Origin of the sequence: Rhodopseudomonas sp. P1 (assembly GCF_039642825.1) — a bacterium.
In the GTDB taxonomy this organism is placed as follows: Bacteria; Pseudomonadota; Alphaproteobacteria; order Rhizobiales; family Xanthobacteraceae; genus Rhodopseudomonas; species Rhodopseudomonas palustris_H.
The window spans coordinates 1,628,197-1,646,284 of sequence record NZ_CP088006.1 but is presented as its reverse complement, the minus strand read 5'-3'; the positions used below and the strand labels follow the sequence as shown (position 1 = coordinate 1,646,284).

Below are 18,088 nucleotides of genomic sequence, written 5' to 3'. Positions count from 1 at the left end.
CTTATTTCGAAGCGCCCTTCTCGTTGAGGATCTCATTATTGGAGGTGGTTTGATCGGTGCCGTTGCCGGCGGGCATCAACTGCGAAAAGGCGCGCAGATTGTCGGCGCCGAACGCATTGAGGTCGATCACCTTGTTGGTGACCGGATCGGTCAGCGTGTACTGACCGTTGACGTAGCGGGCGAGCTTGAACGACGGCTGCGAGCCGACGCCGGCGAGTTGACGCTCGCGCGCCAGCCCGTGCAACACCACGCGGACGAAGCCGGACTGACCCGGCTGCAACGACTTCACCAAACTGCGATCGGAAGTCCGATACACGAGCACGGCGCCGTCGGGACTGTCTTCGAAGTTCAGGTCGAGGCTTTCGACCATCGCCGGAGGGGTCATTCGGGAATGACCGACCCCGGTCAATCGGGCGGTTGCCGCCACGGCAATCGTGAACAACACGACCGCCGCAGCCGCGATCAAAGCGCCCTTCGGAACATTGAGATTGTGCGCGGCCTCGCTCATCTCGATCTCCGTTTAGGCTACTGCCGGTGCGGTGGGACTTGGCAGCGGACCGTCTTCTGGGCCGCTACTGGTGGATTGTACGATCGCCACCGCGGAGCTGTCGGTCTGCGCCTTCACCGCTTCGGTGAGTTTGGCAGCGACTGCGGCGACGTCCGGGACCGAGTTGAGCATCGGCTCCGGGTTGTTGATGTACCAGGGCCGCACATGCGGCCACAGCAACACGTAGGATGCGCGCTTGTCGTCGATGACCCGCAGGGGGATATCGCCGCTGCCGTCACGATTCTGGCGGAGGTCGGCGTTGGCGATCCGGGTCAACGGGATGTTGATCGTGATCGGCAGCGCCACGCCCATCTGAAGCAGCACGCGCTTTGAGGTGATGGTGTAGCAGGTCGCCCGGCGGAACAGCCAGACGAGCAGTGCGAGCAGGCCGAGACCGGCCGCCGCCGGGATCAGAAGCATCGACGCGGACGTCAATGCCTCCGCCGGCGACTGGCCGTTCGACCAGTTCGACCAGGCCTTCCACGCGATCAGCAGGACGAAATAAATCGCCACGGCCCGCATGTGGAAGGACCTGATGGCCAACCCTTTGTAGGTCGGCTTCCCCTGCCAGATAACGCGCTCTCCCTCCGGCAAGGGCGATGGAAGCTCACGAAACTGGCTGGGGGCGTCGGTCATACCAGAGACTCCGAGCGCAGCGGCGTGGCGTAGAGAGTGCCGGCGCCGTAGTACGCGCAGATCTTGTCTTCTTCGAGCTTGGAGACCTGATCGCTCTTCGAGGTGGTCGGGACGCCGGCGAACTGATCGCCGCGGATGGCGTCAACGGAGACCTTGCCGAACGGGTCGTTGATCAGCGCGAACGGCACCGGGAGCAGAACGCGCTTACGGCTCTTGGCGACCTCGACTTCGAGGTAGCGGGCGATCACTTCGGCGCGGTCGACCCACACCTCGGTCACCGTACCACCGACCACGCCGTCGCAGCCGACGACCGACATGCCGACCGGGTTCGGGTCACGCGGATCGAGGAACATGCCCTTCGCGGCGCGGAGCGGCGCGATGATCGGCAGGTTGTCGAGGCCGAGTTCCGGCACGTCGGCGCGCTGAGCGTAGGAGCCCGGGCCAACGCCATCGGCGAACGGGTTGCCGGTCGGGACGAACGGCGCACCGGGCCACGGCGCAGACGGAGCGAGCGCCACGTTCGGGCGGTCGTTGCTGGTCGACGGCACGGTCTTGGTCGCGCCACCACGCAGCAGGTAGGTCTTCGGATCCGGCGGCGCAGGCACGCCGATCTTCGCCAGGCGGGTGCCGGTGCCGGCATCGGCGACCAGCGGATAGCCCTCGCGCTTATCTTCCCGGCGCAAGTAGAACAGCAAGCCAGCGAAGAAGATCCAAAATACGTACAGGGTAACCTGTGCTAAGTCCAAATACGCTCCGGGTTGCATGGGACAGACCCCTTCCTCTTAGTTAACCTGGAAATTCGGCAAGGCCGAATTTGGCTGACGACTGCGCGTAGTTCGTTCGTGTCGTGCGCACGAGCGGACCGACCGCAACAAGCGTTGCGAACAGCAACGCGATCTCGATGTAGTAAACGAAGCAGTAACCGATTGCCGGCCCCGACAGCACGGCACCGAGCATGCCGTCACTGGCGAGCGAGGCGACGGCGTCGCGAATGCCGCCGCCGAGCAGGATGCCGCCGCCGGCAGCGGTCGCCTGCACTGCGCCCCACGTACCGAGCGCCATTCCCGAATCGCTACCGGACGCGACGGCCATCGCCGCCGTCAGCGTGCCGGCCGCAAACAATCCGCCGCCGAAACCGATCAGCGCGGTGCCGACGCGGAACAGTAGCACCGACTGCGCCGGCGCCGACATCACCACCGCCGCGAAGGCGAACATGCCGATCATCGCGCCGAGCCCGGCGAGCCGATACGGATCGCCGCCGCGGCCGAGCATCCGCGCCGACAGCGCAAAGCCGCCCAGCGTGCCGATCGCAAAGAAAGCCGTCAGCGCGGTGGTCTGACCGACGGTGAGCTGCAGCACCTGGGCGCCGAACGGCTCCAGCAGAATGTCCTGCATCGAGAAGCCGGCCGTGCCGAGCGCCACCGCCACCAGCATCCGGGTCGAGCCGCCGGCGGCACGAAACTGCGCCCACGACTCGCCGAACTGCGGACGCTGCCGCGAGGCCGAGGTCAGCGTCGGGTTACGGGCTTCCTGCTTCCACAGCGCGACGATGTTCAGCAGCAGCTGCACCACCGCGACGCCCTGAATCACCTGAATGAGCTTGAGCTCGCTGAAGTCGCGCAGCAGCTCGCTGAAGATCACGGCGCTGCCGGTCATGCCGATCAGCAGCATCACATACAGAAACGCCACCACGCGCGGCCGCGAATCTTCCGGCGCGATGTCGGTGGCGAGTGCAAGACCGGCGGTCTGAGTGGTGTGCAGGCCGGCGCCGACCAGCAGGAACGCCAGCGCGGCGCCGAACTGACCGTACACCGCCGGATAAGCGCCCTCGCCCGACAGCACCAGCAGCGCGAACGGCATGATGGCGAAGCCGCCGAACTGCAGCAGCGTGCCCATCCAGATATACGGCACCCGGCGCCAGCCGAGCACCGAGCGGTGATGGTCGGACTTGAAGCCGATCAGCACGCGGAACGGCGCGAACACCAGCGGCAGCGACACCATCAGCGAGACGAGCAGCGTGGTGACGCCGAGCTCGACGATCATCACCCGGTTGAGGGTGCCGTTGAGCAGAACGATCGAAGCGCCGACCGAGACCTGAAACAGCGACAGACGCAGCAGACGACCGAGCGGAAGCTCCTTCGTCGCCGCGTCGGCGAACGGCAGGAAACGCGTCCCGAGACGCATCCAGCCTTTCGCCAATGTCGCCGCCAGTTGGCTCATCGTCGAACCATCTCCAGGGCCTGCGAGGTGTAGAAGCCGGACGACACCCGATGGGTGCGGCCGGGCTGCCATTGCGCCAGCAGCGGCTCTTCAGCCACCAGGCGGCGCAGTGTCTTTTCGCTGATCGGTTCGATCGCCGGCGCACGGTCGGCGCGCGGGAAGAAGCCGCCGACGAAATGCATCAGCGTCAGCAGCGGAGTCTTCGGCGCGAACGTCACCGCCATCGACTGCCGGGTGCGCGATGCCAGCGTCGCCAGCATGCGGCAGATGTCGTGCGGCAAATAGTGGATCAGCGAGTCCATCGCGACCACGAAGTCGAACTCGCCGAGTTCGGGGTCGAGCATATCGCCGGAGCGGAAGTCGATCGCGGCCGGATCGATGTCGGCCGGCAGACGCTCGCGCGCCACCGCAACCAGCGTCGGCGACAGATCGATCGCAACGATCTTGGCGCCGCGCCGCGCCGCCTCGATCGACAGCGCACCGGTGCCGCAACCGGCGTCGAGCAGCCGGGTGCCGGTCATGTCGGCGGGAAGCCACGACAGCAGCGTGTTGCGCATTTCGTCGCGGCCGGCGCGCACGGTGGCGCGAATGCCGCTGACCGGAGCATCCGACGTCAGCTTGGCCCAGGTGTCGGCCGCGGTGCGATCGAAATAGGTTTCAAGCTCGCCGCGACGCTCGATGTAGCTGCCCAACGCCATCAATCAAATCCCAAGAGATCAAAGATGTCGCGATCCTTCAGCGGCTTGCCCTGGACCGGGGGTTCCTTCGCCTCCCACAAATCCGTCGCGAGCCGAAGATACTCATTTTGCACAGCTTCAATTTCTGGGGTGTGATCCATCTCAAAAAGCGTCATCTTTTTCAGACGGCTCTTTCGGATGACATCCAGATCCGGCAGATGCGCGACGCGCTTGATGCCGGTGCGCTCGCCGAACTTGTCGATCTGATCGGTTTCGCGGCTGCGATTGGCAATCACTCCCGCCAGACGAACGGCGTAGTTCTTCGACTTCGCCTGGATCGCCGCGGCGATGCGGTTGGCAGCGAAGATCGAATCGAAGTCGTTGGCGGCGACGATCATCGCCCGCTCGGAATGCTGCAGCGGCGAGGCGAAGCCGCCGCACACCACGTCACCAAGCACGTCGAAGATCACCACGTCGGTATCTTCGAGCAGGTGATGCTCCTTGAGCAGCTTGACGGTCTGGCCGACGACGTACCCGCCGCAGCCGGTGCCGGCGGGCGGGCCGCCCGCCTCGACACACATCACGCCGTTGTAGCCCTCGAACACGAAGTCTTCGGGGCGGAGTTCCTCGGAGTGGAAGTTCACCGACTCCAGGACGTCGATCACCGTCGGCATCAGCTTCTTGGTGAGCGTGAAGGTCGAGTCGTGCTTCGGATCGCAGCCGATCTGCAGCACGCGCTTGCCGAGCTTGGAGAACGCCACCGACAGGTTCGACGAGGTCGTGCTCTTGCCGATACCGCCCTTGCCGTAGATCGAGAACACCTTGGCGGTGCCGATGTTGAGGTTGGGGTCGAGCTGGACCTGGACACTGCCCTCGCCGTCGCCCTCGGCGCATTTCGACGCGTTGGCGTCGGCGCAGCCCGAGGTCTTCAGCTTGTTGGGATCAGTCAGGATGTTCATGCGGCCACTCCCACGCCTTCCAGGCGATCCTCAAGCTCTTCGCCTGCCTTGCGCAGGGTCTCGAGCATTTCCGGGTCCGGAGACCAGTAGTTGCGTTCGTGCGCTTCGATCAGGCGGTTGGCGACTTTCGCCGAGGCTACCGGATTGAGCGCGGCGAGGCGTGCCCGCATTTCAGGATCGAGCACGAAGGTCTCGGTGAGCTGCTTGTACACCCACGGGGCGACTTCGCCTGTGGTTGCCGACCAGCCCATAGTATTTGTCACGTGCTCTTCGATCTGACGCACGCCTTCGTAGCCATGCTTGAGCATGCCCTCGTACCACTTCGGATTCAGCATCCGCGTGCGAGTTTCGAGCGCGACCTGCTCCGACAGCGTGCGCACCGTACCGGCGCCGCGGGTCTGGTCGCCGATATACACCGGCGCGGCCTGGCCACCCTTCGCCTTGCGCACCGCGCGGCTGATGCCGCCGAGCGTGTCGAAGTAGTGATCGACCGTGGTGACGCCGAGCTCGACCGAGTCGAGGTTCTGGTAAGCGAGATCGACGTCGGCGAGCGCGCTCTTGAGCAGCTCGGCGTGTTGCACCGGCTGGCCCTTGAGGCCGTAGGCGAAGCTCTTGCGCTTGGTATAGGTCTCGGCGAGCTCGTCCTCGTCTTCCCAGCGGCTGTTCTCGACCAGATGGTTGACGTTCGAGCCGTAGGCGCCATCGGCGTTGCCGAACACCCGCAGCGAAGCCGTCTCCATGTCGCAGTTGTGCGCGGCCTGATAGGCCAGCGAATGCTTGCGGATGAAGTTCTGCTCGGCCGGCTCCTCGGCGCTCGCCGCCATGAAGGCGGCTTCGGCGAGCAGCTTGATCTGCAGCGGCAGCAGGTCGCGGAAGATGCCCGACATGGTGATGATCACGTCGATCCGCGGCCGCCCGAGTTCTTCCAGCGAGATCAGATCGGCGCCGGCGAGACGGCCATAGCCGTCGAACCGCGGCCGTGCGCCCATCAGCGCCAGGGCCTGGCCGATCGGCGCGCCTTCGTTCTTGAGGTTGTCGGTGCCCCACAGCACGATCGCGACCGTCTCGGGCAGCGGATTGCCCTCGGCGATGTGCTTGTCGATCAACCGCTGCGCCTGCTTGGCGCCGTCCTGCAGCGCGTAGGCCGACGGGATGCGGAACGGATCGAAGCCGTGCAGGTTGCGGCCGGTCGGCAGCACTTGAGGCGTGCGCAGCAGGTCGCCGCCCGGCGCCGGACGGATGAACTTGCCGTCGAGCGCGCGCAGGATCGCGGCGAGTTCGTGATCCTCGGCGAGCAGCTTGTCGATCCCGGCGAGCTCCTTGAGCATGTCGAGATTGGCCTGCGCTTCTGGACCATTGCCCGACAGGTGTTCGGGATGGCCGCCGCGCACCAGCGCTTCGAGCAGGGACTTGTCGGGGCGCTTGCCGTGCATCGCATCGGCGACGGCTTCCAGCGTCTCGACCCGCTCCTCTTCGGACGGCACGTTGCCGACGACGTGGAGGCCGTGCGGGATCAGCGCGTATTCCATCTCGAGCACGGCGTCGGCGAGCTTGGCGATGGTGTCGCCCGCCTCTTCGGCGGTCCAGGCCGGCTCGGCCGGTGCGAGGTCGAGGCCGGCGGCCTGCGCCTGCACCAGGGTGGCGAGATTAGCGCGCTCGGTCTCCTCCTCCGGCGTCAGCCCGCGCCAGCGCTCGAGCGACGACTTCAATTCGAGCAGCCCGCGATACAGGCCGGCATGCGCGACTGGCGGCGTCAGGTAGCTGACCAACGTCGCGGCCGAGCGGCGCTTGGCGATCGCGCCTTCGGACGGGTTGTTGGAGGCGTACAGATACATGTTCGGCAGATCGCCGATCATGCGATCGGGCCAGCAGGTGCCGGACAGGCCGGTCTGCTTGCCGGGCATGAATTCCAGCGCGCCGTGAGTGCCGAAATGCAGCACCGCGTGGGCGCCGAAATCCTGCTTGATCCAGCGATAGAACGCCGAGAAGGCATGCGTCGGCGCAAACCCCTTCTCGAACAACAGCCGCATCGGGTCGCCTTCGTAACCGAACGCCGGCTGCACGCCGACGAACACGTTGCCGAAGCGCTCGCCGAGAATGAAGATCGACGAACCGTCGCTCTGCTGCTTGCCGGGCGCCGGACCCCACTGCGCTTCGATCTCCCGCAGATAGCGTTCGTTCTTGACGTGATCGCCGGCCATCACGCGGGCATGGACGTTGGCATTGGCGCCGAACCGTGCCGCATTGCCGTTGATGATCGCCTCGCGCAGCGCGTCGACGCTTTCGGGGACCTCGACGGTGTAGCCTTCGGCCTTCATCGCCTTCAGCGTGTTGAACAGCGACTCGAACACGCCGAGGAACGCCGCGGTGCCGGTGTTGCCGGCGTTCGGCGGGAAGTTGAACAGCACCGCAGCGACCTTGCGGTCCTTGCGTTCGCTCCGGCGCAGCGCCACCAGCTTGGCGGTGCGCGACGCCAGCATTTCGGCGCGCTCGCTGCAGACATGCATGTCGCCGCCGCTTTCGTTGCGCTCGAACTTGCAGAACTTCTCGCAGCCCGGGCATGCGACGTCGCCGCCGTCGGAGCGGCCGCCATAGACCATCGGGTTGGAGCAGCCGTCGAGTTCGGGGATCGCCACCATGATGGTGCTTTCCACCGGCATCAGGCCGCGATCGGACGTCGCCCACTGCTCCAGCGTCTGGAATTCGACCGGATGCGCCGACAGATACGGCACGTCGAGCGCGGCGAGGATGTCTTCGGCCGCCTTGGAGTCGTTGTAGGCGGGACCGCCGACCAGCGAGAAGCCGGTGAGCGACACCACCGCATCGACCGTGGGACGGCCGTTCTTGATGAAGAACTGCTCGATCGCCGGGCGCTGATCGAGGCCCGAGGCGAACACCGGAATCACCCGCAGGCCCTTGGCCTCGAACGTCTCCAGCATGCCGTCATAATGCCCGGCATTGCCGGCGAGCAGATAGGAGCGCAGCAGCAACACGCCGACCGTGCCCTTGGCTTCGGACGGGCCCGTCGGCAGCTTGTCGACCGACTCGGCGATCCGGCCCTTCATCTTCGGGTGGTACACGCCGATATCGGGATATTCGAGCGGCGGCTCGACCTTGGCGACGCCGCGCAGCCCCTTGCGCGGACCGTTGGCGTAGCGGTCGATCAGCAGCCGCACCATGTTGGCGATGTTCTGCTCGCAGCCCGCCAGCCAGTACTGCAGCGTCAGGAAGTAGGCGCGCATGTCCTGCGCGGTGCCGGGCACGAAGCGCAGCAGCTTCGGCAGCTGCCGCAGCATCTTCATCTCGCCCTTGCCGGCCGAGCCCTCGTGCTTCTTGCCGCGCAGCTTCTTCAGCCAGTTGATCATGCCGAGCGCTTCGGCGCTCATGTCGAACTTGCCGATGTGGGTGAGCTTCACCACCTCGGAGGCAGACATGCAGCACACCATCGCGTCGCATTCGGTGCGCCGCGCCTGCAGCGCCGGCATCACCGCACGGACGTGATCGTCCATGAACAGCATAGTGGCGATGATGATGTCGCCGGTGGCGATGTCGGCGAGGCAGCGCTGCAAAGCGTGTCCGTCGCTGCCCCACTCGTCGGCGGAGTGCACCGTCAGCTCGATTCCTGGATAATCCTTCCGCAACACGTTGCGAGCACGTGCGGCGGCACCGGACAAATGGCTGTCCAGCGTGACGATGACGACCCGAACCGGGGTCTTGTCAGCGGGCGAAGTGCGCTTTGGCATCGTACAAGGTCTCGACAGTAATGGTTGCGACACCATTTTCGTTGGCGAAGCGCTCGGTATTCCGGCGAGCCTTGCCGCGGACGAAGAACGGTATCTTCAGCAGTTCCTTTTCGGCTTCCGGTGCCCACACAGCCCCGGTGGCGGCGGGTGTGGTCGGAGCCGGCTCAGATGCTGCACCGTCGAGAACCGGCGCGCTTTGCGGCAGCGCAACGGCGACCTCCGCCACAGCAGGCGCCGAAGCGGGTGCGTGGCCAGTGCCGAGATGCGACGGCAGCGCGCCGTCCTTGAATTCGAAATCGTCCTTGAACATCGCCAAAAGATGCTCTTCGAGGCCCATCATCAGCGGATGGACCCAGGTGTCGAAGATCACATTGGCGCCTTCGAATCCCATCTGCGGCGCATAGCGCGCGGGGAAATCCTGGACATGCACCGGCGCCGAGATCACCGCGCAGGGCACGCCGAGGCGCTTGGCGATATGGCGCTCCATCTGGGTGCCGAGCACCAGCTCCGGATGCAGTTCGGCAACCTTGGCTTCGACCTCGAGATAGTCGTCGGTGATCAGCGCCTCGACACCGTACTTCGCCGCCGCTTCGCGCACGTCGCGGCCGAATTCGCGGCTGTAGGTGCCGAGCCCGACCACCTTGAAGCCGAGCTCCTCCGACGCGATCCGCGCCGAGGCGATCGCGTGGGTGGCATCGCCGAAGATGAAGACGCGCTTGTTGGTCAGGTAGGTCGAGTCGACTGAATGCGAGTACCACGGCAGCCGGGTGGAAGCCGCCGCCAGCACCGGCTCCGGATCGACGCCGGCAAGGCCGGCGACTTCGCGCACGAATTCGCGGGTCGCCGAAACGCCGATTGGAATCGTCTTGGTGAACGGCTGATGGAAAATCCGCTGCAGCCAGGACGCCGCCTGCGACGCGACTTCCGGATACAGCACGACGTTGAAGTCGGCTTCGCCGAGTCGGGTCAGGTCCGCCGGCGTCGCGCCCATCGGCGCCACCACATTGACGTCGATCCCGAGCTGGCCGAGCAGCTTGGTGATCTCGGTGATGTCGTCGCGATGACGGAAGCCGAGCGCGGTCGGCCCGAGCAGATTGCACTTGGCGCGCTGCCCCGGCGCGCGCTCAGCGCGCTTGGTGCCGGGCGGCGGAGCCTTCGGACCGGCGATCGCGCGCACCAGCTGATAGAACGTCTCGGACGCGCCCCAGTTTTCCTTGCGCTGATACGCCGGCAGATCGATCGGAATCACCGGAATCGAAAAGCCGAGCGACTTGGCGAGCCCGCCCGGATCGTCCTGAATCAGCGAGCCGGTGCAGGATGCGCCGACGATCATCGCCTGCGGCTTGAAGCGCGCATAGGCGTTGCGGGCCGCGCTCATGAACAGCTCGGCGGTGTCCTTGCCGAGATCGCGCGCGGCGAACGTCGTGTAGGTCACCGGCGGCCGCTTGTTGCGGCGCTCGATCATCGTGAACAACAGATCGGCGTAGGTGTCGCCCTGCGGAGCGTGCAGCACGTAGTGCAATTGCTCCATACCCGTGGCAACGCGCATCGCGCCGACATGGGGAGGGCCTTCATAGGTCCATACGGTGAGCTGCATGGTCAGGCCACCAACTTGGCGCGCCGCACCAGCGGCCGCGCGAACAATTCAGCAAGATCGGCCGCCTGCTCGTATCCCTGGATCGGGGTGAACACGAGTTCGATCGACCATTTGGTTGTGATGCCTTCCGCCTCGAGCGGATTGGCGAGACCGAGGCCGCACACCACGATATCGGGACGCGCGATGCGGCAGCGGTCGAGCTGATCGTCGACGTCCTGGCCTTCGGTCAGCGCGACTTCGGCCGGCAGCAGCTTGAGTTCTTCGGCCAGTTGCTCGCGGTGCAGATACGGCGTCGCGACTTCGACCAGCTGCATGTCCAGCTCACGCGACAGGAAGCGCGCCAGCGGAATCTCGAGCTGCGAATCCGGGAAGAAGAAGATCCGCCGGCCGCCGAGCTCGCTCTTGAACGCAGCGAGCGCACGCTCGGCGCGGGCGCGGTTGGGCGCGGTGACTTGATCGAATTTCGCCGGGTCGACACCGAACGCATCGGCCGCGGCGCGCAGCCAGCCGGTGGTGCCTTCGACACCAAGCGGGAACGGCGCCGCGAGGCGCTTGGCGCCGCGCTCTTCCAGCGCCCGCACGGTGTCGGGCAGGAACGGCTGCGCCATCAGGATCTTGGTGTTCGGCCCGACGCTCGGCAGCGAGGCCGAGTTGCGCGGCGGGAAGAACGCGACGTTGTCGATGCCGAGCGCATCGAACATCCGCTTGAATTGATCTTCAACGACGTCGGCGAGCGAACCGATCACCAGCAGCGACGGCTTGGTGTCGGTCGCGGCGGGAAGCTCCGGCACCATCGACGCCAGGCAGGCGTCCTCACCTTGGGTGAAGGTCGTCTCGATGCCGCTGCCCGAGTAGTTGAGGATGCGCACGCCCGGCGAGAACCGCTGCGACAGGCGGAGCGCGGCGCGCGACAGATCGAGCTTGATCACTTCCGACGGGCACGAGCCGACCAGGAACAACAGCTTGATGTCGGGCCGGCGCGCCAGCAGCTGCGTCACTACACGATCGAGCTCATCATTGGCGTCGGTGAGACCGGCCAGATCCTTCTCTTCCATGATCGCCGTGCCGAACCGCGGCTCGGCGAAGATCATCACGCCGGCGGCCGACTGGACCAGATGCGCGCAGGTGCGCGAGCCGACCACGAGGAAGAATGCGTCCTGGATCTTGCGATGCAGCCAGACGATGCCGGTCAACCCGCAGAACACTTCGCGCTGTCCGCTCTCGGTGCGGATTTCGCGAGCGACCAGCTGATCCGCGGTCGCGGTCGAACAACCTGAGACATGAACGGTCATGCGCGGCTCCCGGACACCGAGGGCTCACGCAGGCCGGCCAGACGTTCGTCGCGGCGCGCGGCGCGCAGCTTGAGGATGAACTGGGTGGCGTTGACGACGTAAGTCGCATAGGCCGCGAGCGCGACATACATCTGATCGCGCGCATCGCCGAGGCCGAGGAACAGCATCACCAGATAGGCGGTGTGCAGCGCCAGCACGAGGAAGCTGAACACGTCCTCCCAGAAGAACGCGGGCGCGAACAAGTAACAGCCGAAGACTTCGCGCTCCCAAATCGCGCCGGTGATCATGATGGTGTAGAGCACCAACGTCTTGATCACGACCGACACGGTCGCAGCGGTGTAGCCGTCGCCGGTTCCGAGATAGCGGAGCACCAGGCCGAGGCTGATCAGGAAGACGACGAACTGGACCGGCGCCAGGATACCCTGCACCAGCGTCCATTTTGTTGCGTCTCGGCGAACCCGCTCTTCGGGCGTGTAGAGCATCTTAACCGTCTGCTTTTGCTGAGAAACCGACCCAGCGGTGCCATCGTGCGGCACAGCACCCTCCGCGCTCTTCATGTAAAGAACGTTTGACACGTGCGTGTCGCGGTGGTGCGATACCGGAACGTTAGATTGGGAGGCCGGGACTGTCGCACCGAGACCCTCTTTTTCTTGATCTGATGCTGACGGACGATGCACCGCGCCACTCCCTAAAGTGCGGCTGATCAACAAAGGCTAGTCTCCACACATGCCACTGTCAATCAAACCATACGTAAATTAAACTTGACGGTCTGTCGGCCGTCAGCCTTAAGTCGAAGGTCAGGGAGTACCGCTCATGACGGACTGGGACGACCATCCGATCGCGGCCATTGCCGACGCCGAACCGGCCACCCTCCCGGTGACGCCCCTGCCCCCTCCGATCCCGGAGCCACTCTGGCGAGCACGCCCCCGGGTCCAGACCTCTGCCATTGCGCTATCGCTTCGAACTCTCACCCATTCCCGAATTAAGCTGCACGCGATCCCGTTTTCGAACATGTCCGCCCCGGTCGATCCTGGTACGCCTTTCGGTGTGCAGCACTTCACCCTGCTGGTTCTCGGTCACGACGAGACTGCTGCCTTCGACTACGTGGAGAGTCTTATCGCGCAGGGGACTGCCACCGAATTGATCTTCCTCAACCTGCTCGCGCCCGCTGCGCAGCGCCTCGGCGAGATGTGGGAGCACGACAGCGCGAACTTCCTCAACGTCACGCTCGGCGTCAGTCGGCTGCAACGAATTCTTCGCCATCTCGGCGAAAGCGTTGCTGATGATCACCGCGCCAGTGGTGGTGGCACGGTGCTGCTGACCACGCTGGACGGCGAACAACACAGCTTCGGGCTGACGATGGTCGCAGAGTTCTTCAGGCGCGATGGCTGGGACATCTGGACCGGCCCGTTCAACACGCGCCGCGAGATGATGTCGCTGGTGCAGGAGCGCATGTTCGACGTCGTCGGCTTTTCGGTCGGCGGCGATCGCCACCTCGATCAGCTCAAGCGCTACGTCCAGGACATCCGTCGCGACTCGCGCAATCGCGACGTGGCGATCCTGCTCGGCGGCCCGCTGCTGCTGCTCAGGCCGGAACTGATCCGCTCGATCGGGGCGGACGGCTATGCAGTCGATGGCGCGACCGCGCCGCGGCTCGCCCGCGCGCTGGTCCACGCCGCGCGGAACAAGAGCTGACGCGGGTTCGCAATCGCGAATCGATTTCTGCTATAAGGCCTCCTGCATTGGAGGGCCTGGTATGGTGGTGGAAGCAGCGGAGCGCGGCGCCGAGAGCGTCGTTACCGCGTTGTATGTGCGGACCCGACAGCTGCATCTGGAAGCCGAGAAGTCGGGCATCCTCTCCGAGATTCTGCACGGCACCGCTGGCCGCGATGGCTACACGCTGTTGCTGCGCAATCTGCACCCGGCCTATCGGGCGATCGAAGCGGGTATCGAACGCCACCGCGACAATCCAATCCTGGCGCCGCTTGCGGCGCATCCGCTGGCCCGCACGCCGGCGATCGAATCCGACCTCGCCGCGCTTGCCGGCGCGGATTGGCACGAGCGGCTGCCGGTGCTGCCGGCGGCGGAAGCTTATGCCGAGCGGATTGCAGAAGTGAGCGAAGGCGACGGCAGCCGCCTGATCGCGCATGCCTACACCCGCTATCTCGGCGATCTCAACGGCGGACAGATCGTGCGCCGGCTGCTGGAGAAGACCATGCAGCTCAGCGCCGCTGAACTCGCCCACTACGACTTTTCGGCAATCGGCGATCCGGCCTCCTTGAAGACCGAATACCGCGAGGCACTGGAGCGCGCCGGCGCGGCGGCTCCCGATGCAGCAGCGGTGATCGAAGAAGGCGCGGTCGCATTCACCTGCAACATCGCGCTCTCGGTCGCGGTGCAGCAGCATATGGCTGCTTAAACTCTTCATCGATTGATTGCAGCCGATATGGTCCTTGTGAAGGGCACTGAGTCCTCGTCCCGAGGAGCCCGGCATCGCCGGGCGTCTCGAAGGATGAGGAGCCGCATCGCCTGCGGCGCATGGTTCGAGACGGCGCTTTGCGCCTCCTCACCATGAGGTTCTTTGTGTTGCAAAGATCGAGAGTCGCAGCCTGTCTCGATCGACCACAGAGCTGCCTAAGCGCTGGTCGCCACGCCTGCGGCTGAGAGACGCAGCGCTAAGTCTTATTCTGCGAGCCGCCATTCGAGCTGTCGCTGCCGGCGGTGCGCGCCGCGTGCTGCACCAGATGGCCGAGCACTTCGGCGGTGCGCAGCATCGACTGGCGGACGCCTTCGAGCAGCTCGGCGATTCGTCCGGTCTCGACGCCGTAGGTGATCTCCAACGCGGCGAGCTGCGCGTTCTCGACCAGCGCCGACAACAGTTTCTCGTGCAACAGGTCAGACCTTGAGTCGAGCCGCACGCCGGGACGCGCGCTGGCGAGAATGCCTTCCTGGAAACGCGTGCGTGCGGCATCTGCCGTGCGACGATCGGTAGCGTCGCTGAAGATCAGCACCAAGCCGAGCGACTGATCCTCCGTCCGCGTCACCGGATCGGCGCGTACCGCAAGCGGCAGCGGGCTGTTGCCGGCGCCGCGCAGCAGCACTTCGCCGCGCCACCCACGGCCGTGATCAATCAGCTCGGCGACGTTGCGCAGGAAGTCGTTGGATTCGACGAACAGGCCGGCGAGATCGTCGAGATGGGCGGCCGACGGTGAACCCGCCGGCAGCATCTCGCGGAACGAGTCGTTCATCAAAAGAATGCGGCCCTCGGAGTCGGTGATCAGCACCGGCTGCATCGAGGCGTGCACCTGGGACGAAAACTGTTCGTATTGTTCGCGGGCGATCAATGTCCGCACCGCGCGGAATTGCAGCACGATGTCGGCGACGGTCTGCCCGATGGTGCGGGCAGCGGCGAGATCGGCAGCGGTCCACGGATCGGACGTCCCTTCGACGACCTGATGCCATTTGGCGAAGGAGCGCCGCGGCGACAGATCCGCCGGCGTATCGCCCATCGTGAACGGCTTCTTCGGATCTCCGCCCCAGGTGACGGTGTGGACACGCTCGGGGCGGAACCACATCAGAAACTCGCCGCGGTGATCCGAAATCGGCGCCGCGACCACGCCGCTCGCCATCCGCGTCAGATGTGCGAGCTCCGGCACGTCGAGACCGAGTGAGGCGGTCGACGTCACCGCCGTGCGCGGCTGGCGATCGAGCCAGGCGGTAATCTCGCGGACGTCCTGCGTGGCCGGCACTTCGCCGATCGTTCGGATCTGATCTTCGTACACCAGCGCGCAGCCGGCGGCGTGCAGCGGCTGCAGAATCGACTGCGTGGTGTCGAAGATCGCCGCACGCCAGTCGCCCTCGCGGGTGATCGCTTCGATCATGCGCTGCTCGAGCCGCTGCACGAACAGCTCCGACTGGCTTTGCGCGAAGCTTTCGAGCGCGGTGATCCGCGTCGCCATCGCTTCGGCAAGCAGCTCACAGATCGCCCGCAATTCGAAATGGATGAAGCGCGGCAGATAGTGATGGCAGGCGATCAGGCCCCACAGCTTGCCGCCGACCACCAGCGACACCACCAGGGTGGCGCGCACGCCCATGTTCTTCAGGTACTGCAGATGGATCGGTGACATCGAGCGCAGGAAGCAGCCCGACATGTCGAGGTCGCGCCCGGTGAGCGGCGACAGCCGCGGCTCCAGCGGCACCGGCTGGTAGCCGACGTCGACCAGCACGCGAACGCGCTGCCGCTCGTACAGCCGCCGCGCCATCTGCGGAATGTCCGACGACGGATAGCGGTTGCCGAAATAGGATTCGAGCCCGGGCACGTGGCGCTCGGAGAACACTTCGCCGTGGCCCTGCTCGTCGAAGCGATACACCATCACCCGGTCGTAGCCGGTGCGCTGCTGGAACAGCAGCGCGGCGTCGTCGCACAGCGCACGCAGCGATCCCGCCGTGCGGATGCGCTCCAGCGCCGGCGCCAGCGTGCCGGACAGATCGATCGGCGGGCCGGCGCGTTCGAGTTCGATGATCATCCCGCCTTCCGGCGGCCGATGGATCAAGCCATCATATTCTGCCGAGGGATTGCCGATCCGGCATCGCACCGCAACCGGCATGCCTTCGGCGGTGGGATCGAGATGCGGCAGGATCTTGATCAACAGATCGCCGTCGATCTCGGCGAGCGGAACGCCGAGCACGTTTCCGAGGTTCAGGAACTCTGCGGCGTTGGCGCTGGCCTGGATGACCCGATGATCCGGCTCGCTGACGACCAGAAGCGCGCCGTGCGGCTGGATCGAGCCGGCGAGATGGATTTCTTCACGTTCGCAATTCGAAAGATCGGCAGTCCCGAATGCGGGGCTGCCAGAGGCATGACCTGCCACTCAATCCTCTGCGTCGTCTGAGGCGCCCTCTGCACCGTCGGCAGCAGAAGCAACGACACCTTTGTCGTCGAAGCCGTACCGGTTGAGTTTTGCATAAAGACTCTGCCGGCTCAATCCGAGCAGTTCGGCAGTTGCCGTGCGGTTGCCCCTGGAGCGGAGCAGCGCTTCCTTCACATAGTGCTGCTCGACGATGCTCACGGCGTTCTTCACCAGCTTGCGCAGCGAGGATCGCCCCAGCTGTTTGCTGATCGGACCGAGCGCCTGACGCAAGGCATCGTTGTCGTCGGCAGCGTCGAGCCGCCGCGCGACATTGCGCATCAGCACGCCGATGTACTGATCCTCTTCGCCATCGACGGCCGAGACTTCGATTTCGGTCTCGGTGCCGAGCTCGCCGCGGATCGTGGTCTGGAACAGCCGCACGGTCTTGTAGCGCCGCAGCAGCGTCAGCAGGCTGGACAGATCGGCGCCCGGTCGGCCCATCCAGCTGCCTAGCGATCGTCCGACCGCCGCGGGCTTGGAGCCGATCTGCACCAGATCGAGAAACGCCTGATTGACGTGGCGGACGACGCCTTCCGAATCCAGCGCGACGAAACCATCGGGAATGCGGTCGATCAGTCCGCGCAGCACGGCGTCGTCGTCGACTTCGTCGATCGCAGGCGTCGTCGTCACCGGGGTGAAGTGCAGCAGGAAGACCTGCCGGCGTTCCGACGACATCAGCGAGCCGCGCAGCATCCAGGCGCGGTCGTAGCGGCCAAGATGGACGAGGACGCTGAGCGCGGTGCCGCGCTGACGCACCTGGGCCAGCATGTCGCGCACCGCATCGCGATCGGCAGCGGCAACTTCGGCGAGGAAATCACGACCGGCAAGGTCGTCATTGCCGCGCTCGCGGCTGATCGCATTGGCCGCCGCGCGGTTGGCTTCGACGATGCGCATGTCTCCGGCGGAGACGATCATCACCGCATCGGCCGCTGCGTCGAACACCAGCCGGTAGCGGGTCTCCAATTCACGCAACCGCCAATAGTCGCGCTCCATCGCCTGCTGCGCCGCGATCAGGCGGGAATGCAGCTCGGTGACGGCTTGCATGTTCTTGCCGACCGCGATCATGCCGGTGCGATCGCCCAGCAGCATCGTGGTGAATTCGATCGGGATTTCGACGCCGCTTGGGAAAGGCTGATTGATCTGGCGGAAAGCCGAGATGCCGCTGCGGCGGGCGTCTTCCACCATGCGGCGAACCTTGTCGCCACCTTCGGTGCCGGCGATGTCGCTCCAGCGACGCCCCAGCCAACCGTCCACACTCTCAGCCGCCATCGTCGGAGACAGGGTGGCTTCGCGAATCACACCCTCCATATCGAGGAGAAGGGTGATGTCGGCATGAACGGATTTTGACGCCATGAGCTCCGCTCGCACACAGCGGGGCGTCAATACGACGCATTGTCCAGAACACCGCCGTGCTCCCAACGACTTATGCAGGTTACGGCCCCTTGACAAGGGTCCGTTGCAGCCTGGGAAGGGAAAATTAGCCGAATTGTCTAACCGGTAATATAAT

At 65.3% G+C, this 18,088-nt stretch carries 14 protein-coding genes; 2 read left to right on the top strand and 12 right to left on the bottom strand.

Going from position 1 to position 18,088, the window contains the following annotated elements; genetic code table 11:
• Window position 1 precedes the first annotated feature (1 nt).
• The 10 genes from puhC to bchF are packed head-to-tail and all read right to left on the bottom strand — an operon-like array spanning window position 2 to window position 12,153.
• Complete coding sequence (gene puhC, locus LRC39_RS07715; RefSeq protein WP_107343560.1) at window positions 2-508, bottom strand: photosynthetic complex assembly protein PuhC; 507 nt, start codon at window positions 506-508, stop codon at window positions 2-4.
• 12 nt (window positions 509-520) lie between these two features.
• Window positions 521-1,183: a photosynthetic complex putative assembly protein PuhB gene (puhB, locus tag LRC39_RS07710; RefSeq protein WP_346296851.1), complete on the bottom strand. Its 663-nt coding sequence runs from the start codon at window positions 1,181-1,183 to the stop codon at window positions 521-523.
• Window positions 1,180-1,947, bottom strand: coding sequence for a photosynthetic reaction center subunit H (gene puhA, locus LRC39_RS07705; protein WP_346296850.1), 768 nt, complete (start codon window positions 1,945-1,947; stop codon window positions 1,180-1,182). Before puhA ends, puhB begins: the two co-directional genes overlap by 4 nt.
• Window positions 1,948-1,969: 22 nt before the next feature.
• On the bottom strand, window positions 1,970-3,403 hold the full coding sequence (locus LRC39_RS07700; protein WP_264075966.1) for a BCD family MFS transporter: 1,434 nt from the start codon (window positions 3,401-3,403) through the stop codon (window positions 1,970-1,972).
• Window positions 3,400-4,101, bottom strand: coding sequence for a magnesium protoporphyrin IX methyltransferase (gene bchM / locus LRC39_RS07695; RefSeq protein WP_346296849.1), 702 nt, complete (start codon window positions 4,099-4,101; stop codon window positions 3,400-3,402). The genes LRC39_RS07700 and bchM overlap by 4 nt, the downstream gene beginning before the upstream one ends.
• Window positions 4,101-5,039, bottom strand: coding sequence for a ferredoxin:protochlorophyllide reductase (ATP-dependent) iron-sulfur ATP-binding protein (gene bchL / locus LRC39_RS07690; protein ID WP_346296848.1), 939 nt, complete (start codon window positions 5,037-5,039; stop codon window positions 4,101-4,103). Before bchL ends, bchM begins: the two co-directional genes overlap by 1 nt.
• The gene (locus LRC39_RS07685) at window positions 5,036-8,782 is read right to left on the bottom strand and encodes a magnesium chelatase subunit H (protein ID WP_346296847.1); all 3,747 of its coding nucleotides are present in this window, start codon (window positions 8,780-8,782) and stop codon (window positions 5,036-5,038) included. Before LRC39_RS07685 ends, bchL begins: the two co-directional genes overlap by 4 nt.
• On the bottom strand, window positions 8,757-10,379 hold the full coding sequence (gene bchB, locus LRC39_RS07680) for a ferredoxin:protochlorophyllide reductase (ATP-dependent) subunit B (RefSeq protein WP_346296846.1): 1,623 nt from the start codon (window positions 10,377-10,379) through the stop codon (window positions 8,757-8,759). The genes LRC39_RS07685 and bchB overlap by 26 nt, the downstream gene beginning before the upstream one ends.
• 2 nt (window positions 10,380-10,381) lie before the next feature.
• Window positions 10,382-11,671: a ferredoxin:protochlorophyllide reductase (ATP-dependent) subunit N gene (locus LRC39_RS07675; RefSeq protein ID WP_346296845.1), complete on the bottom strand. Its 1,290-nt coding sequence runs from the start codon at window positions 11,669-11,671 to the stop codon at window positions 10,382-10,384.
• A complete protein-coding gene (bchF, locus tag LRC39_RS07670; protein WP_107354753.1) occupies window positions 11,668-12,153 on the bottom strand; it encodes a 2-vinyl bacteriochlorophyllide hydratase in 486 nt (161 codons plus the stop codon). The genes LRC39_RS07675 and bchF overlap by 4 nt, the downstream gene beginning before the upstream one ends.
• A 529-nt stretch (window positions 12,154-12,682) precedes the next feature.
• Between bchF and LRC39_RS07665 the strand changes: the two genes are divergently transcribed.
• Together LRC39_RS07665 and LRC39_RS07660 are read left to right on the top strand one after the other, a co-directional pair.
• Window positions 12,683-13,366, top strand: a complete 684-nt coding sequence (locus tag LRC39_RS07665; protein WP_234820135.1) for a cobalamin B12-binding domain-containing protein — start codon at window positions 12,683-12,685, stop codon at window positions 13,364-13,366.
• Between the two features lie 61 nt (window positions 13,367-13,427).
• The gene (locus LRC39_RS07660) at window positions 13,428-14,090 is read left to right on the top strand and encodes a heme oxygenase (biliverdin-producing) (protein WP_346296844.1); all 663 of its coding nucleotides are present in this window, start codon (window positions 13,428-13,430) and stop codon (window positions 14,088-14,090) included.
• 256 nt (window positions 14,091-14,346) lie between these two features.
• On the opposite strand, the gene LRC39_RS07655 is transcribed toward LRC39_RS07660, so the two are convergent.
• Window positions 14,347-16,542 (bottom strand): GAF domain-containing protein, encoded by a 2,196-nt coding sequence (locus LRC39_RS07655; RefSeq protein ID WP_346296843.1) that lies wholly within the window; start codon window positions 16,540-16,542, stop codon window positions 14,347-14,349.
• Window positions 16,543-17,934, bottom strand: a complete 1,392-nt coding sequence (gene ppsR, locus LRC39_RS07650; RefSeq protein ID WP_346296842.1) for a transcriptional regulator PpsR — start codon at window positions 17,932-17,934, stop codon at window positions 16,543-16,545.
• Window positions 17,935-18,088 lie beyond the last annotated feature (154 nt).

Coding starts and splice junctions, on each gene's coding strand:
- puhB (WP_346296851.1), bottom strand. CDS start 1,183: ATGACCGACGCCCCCAGCCAGTTTCGTGAGCTTCCATCGCCCTTGCCG.
- LRC39_RS07685 (WP_346296847.1), bottom strand. CDS start 8,782: ATGCCAAAGCGCACTTCGCCCGCTGACAAGACCCCGGTTCGGGTCGTC.
- puhA (WP_346296850.1), bottom strand. CDS start 1,947: ATGCAACCCGGAGCGTATTTGGACTTAGCACAGGTTACCCTGTACGTA.
- LRC39_RS07700 (WP_264075966.1), bottom strand. CDS start 3,403: ATGAGCCAACTGGCGGCGACATTGGCGAAAGGCTGGATGCGTCTCGGG.
- LRC39_RS07665 (WP_234820135.1), top strand. CDS start 12,683: ATGTCCGCCCCGGTCGATCCTGGTACGCCTTTCGGTGTGCAGCACTTC.
- bchB (WP_346296846.1), bottom strand. CDS start 10,379: ATGCAGCTCACCGTATGGACCTATGAAGGCCCTCCCCATGTCGGCGCG.
- LRC39_RS07660 (WP_346296844.1), top strand. CDS start 13,428: ATGGTGGTGGAAGCAGCGGAGCGCGGCGCCGAGAGCGTCGTTACCGCG.
- LRC39_RS07675 (WP_346296845.1), bottom strand. CDS start 11,671: ATGACCGTTCATGTCTCAGGTTGTTCGACCGCGACCGCGGATCAGCTG.
- bchL (WP_346296848.1), bottom strand. CDS start 5,039: ATGAACATCCTGACTGATCCCAACAAGCTGAAGACCTCGGGCTGCGCC.
- puhC (WP_107343560.1), bottom strand. CDS start 508: ATGAGCGAGGCCGCGCACAATCTCAATGTTCCGAAGGGCGCTTTGATC.
- ppsR (WP_346296842.1), bottom strand. CDS start 17,934: ATGGCGTCAAAATCCGTTCATGCCGACATCACCCTTCTCCTCGATATG.
- bchM (WP_346296849.1), bottom strand. CDS start 4,101: ATGGCGTTGGGCAGCTACATCGAGCGTCGCGGCGAGCTTGAAACCTAT.
- bchF (WP_107354753.1), bottom strand. CDS start 12,153: ATGCTCTACACGCCCGAAGAGCGGGTTCGCCGAGACGCAACAAAATGG.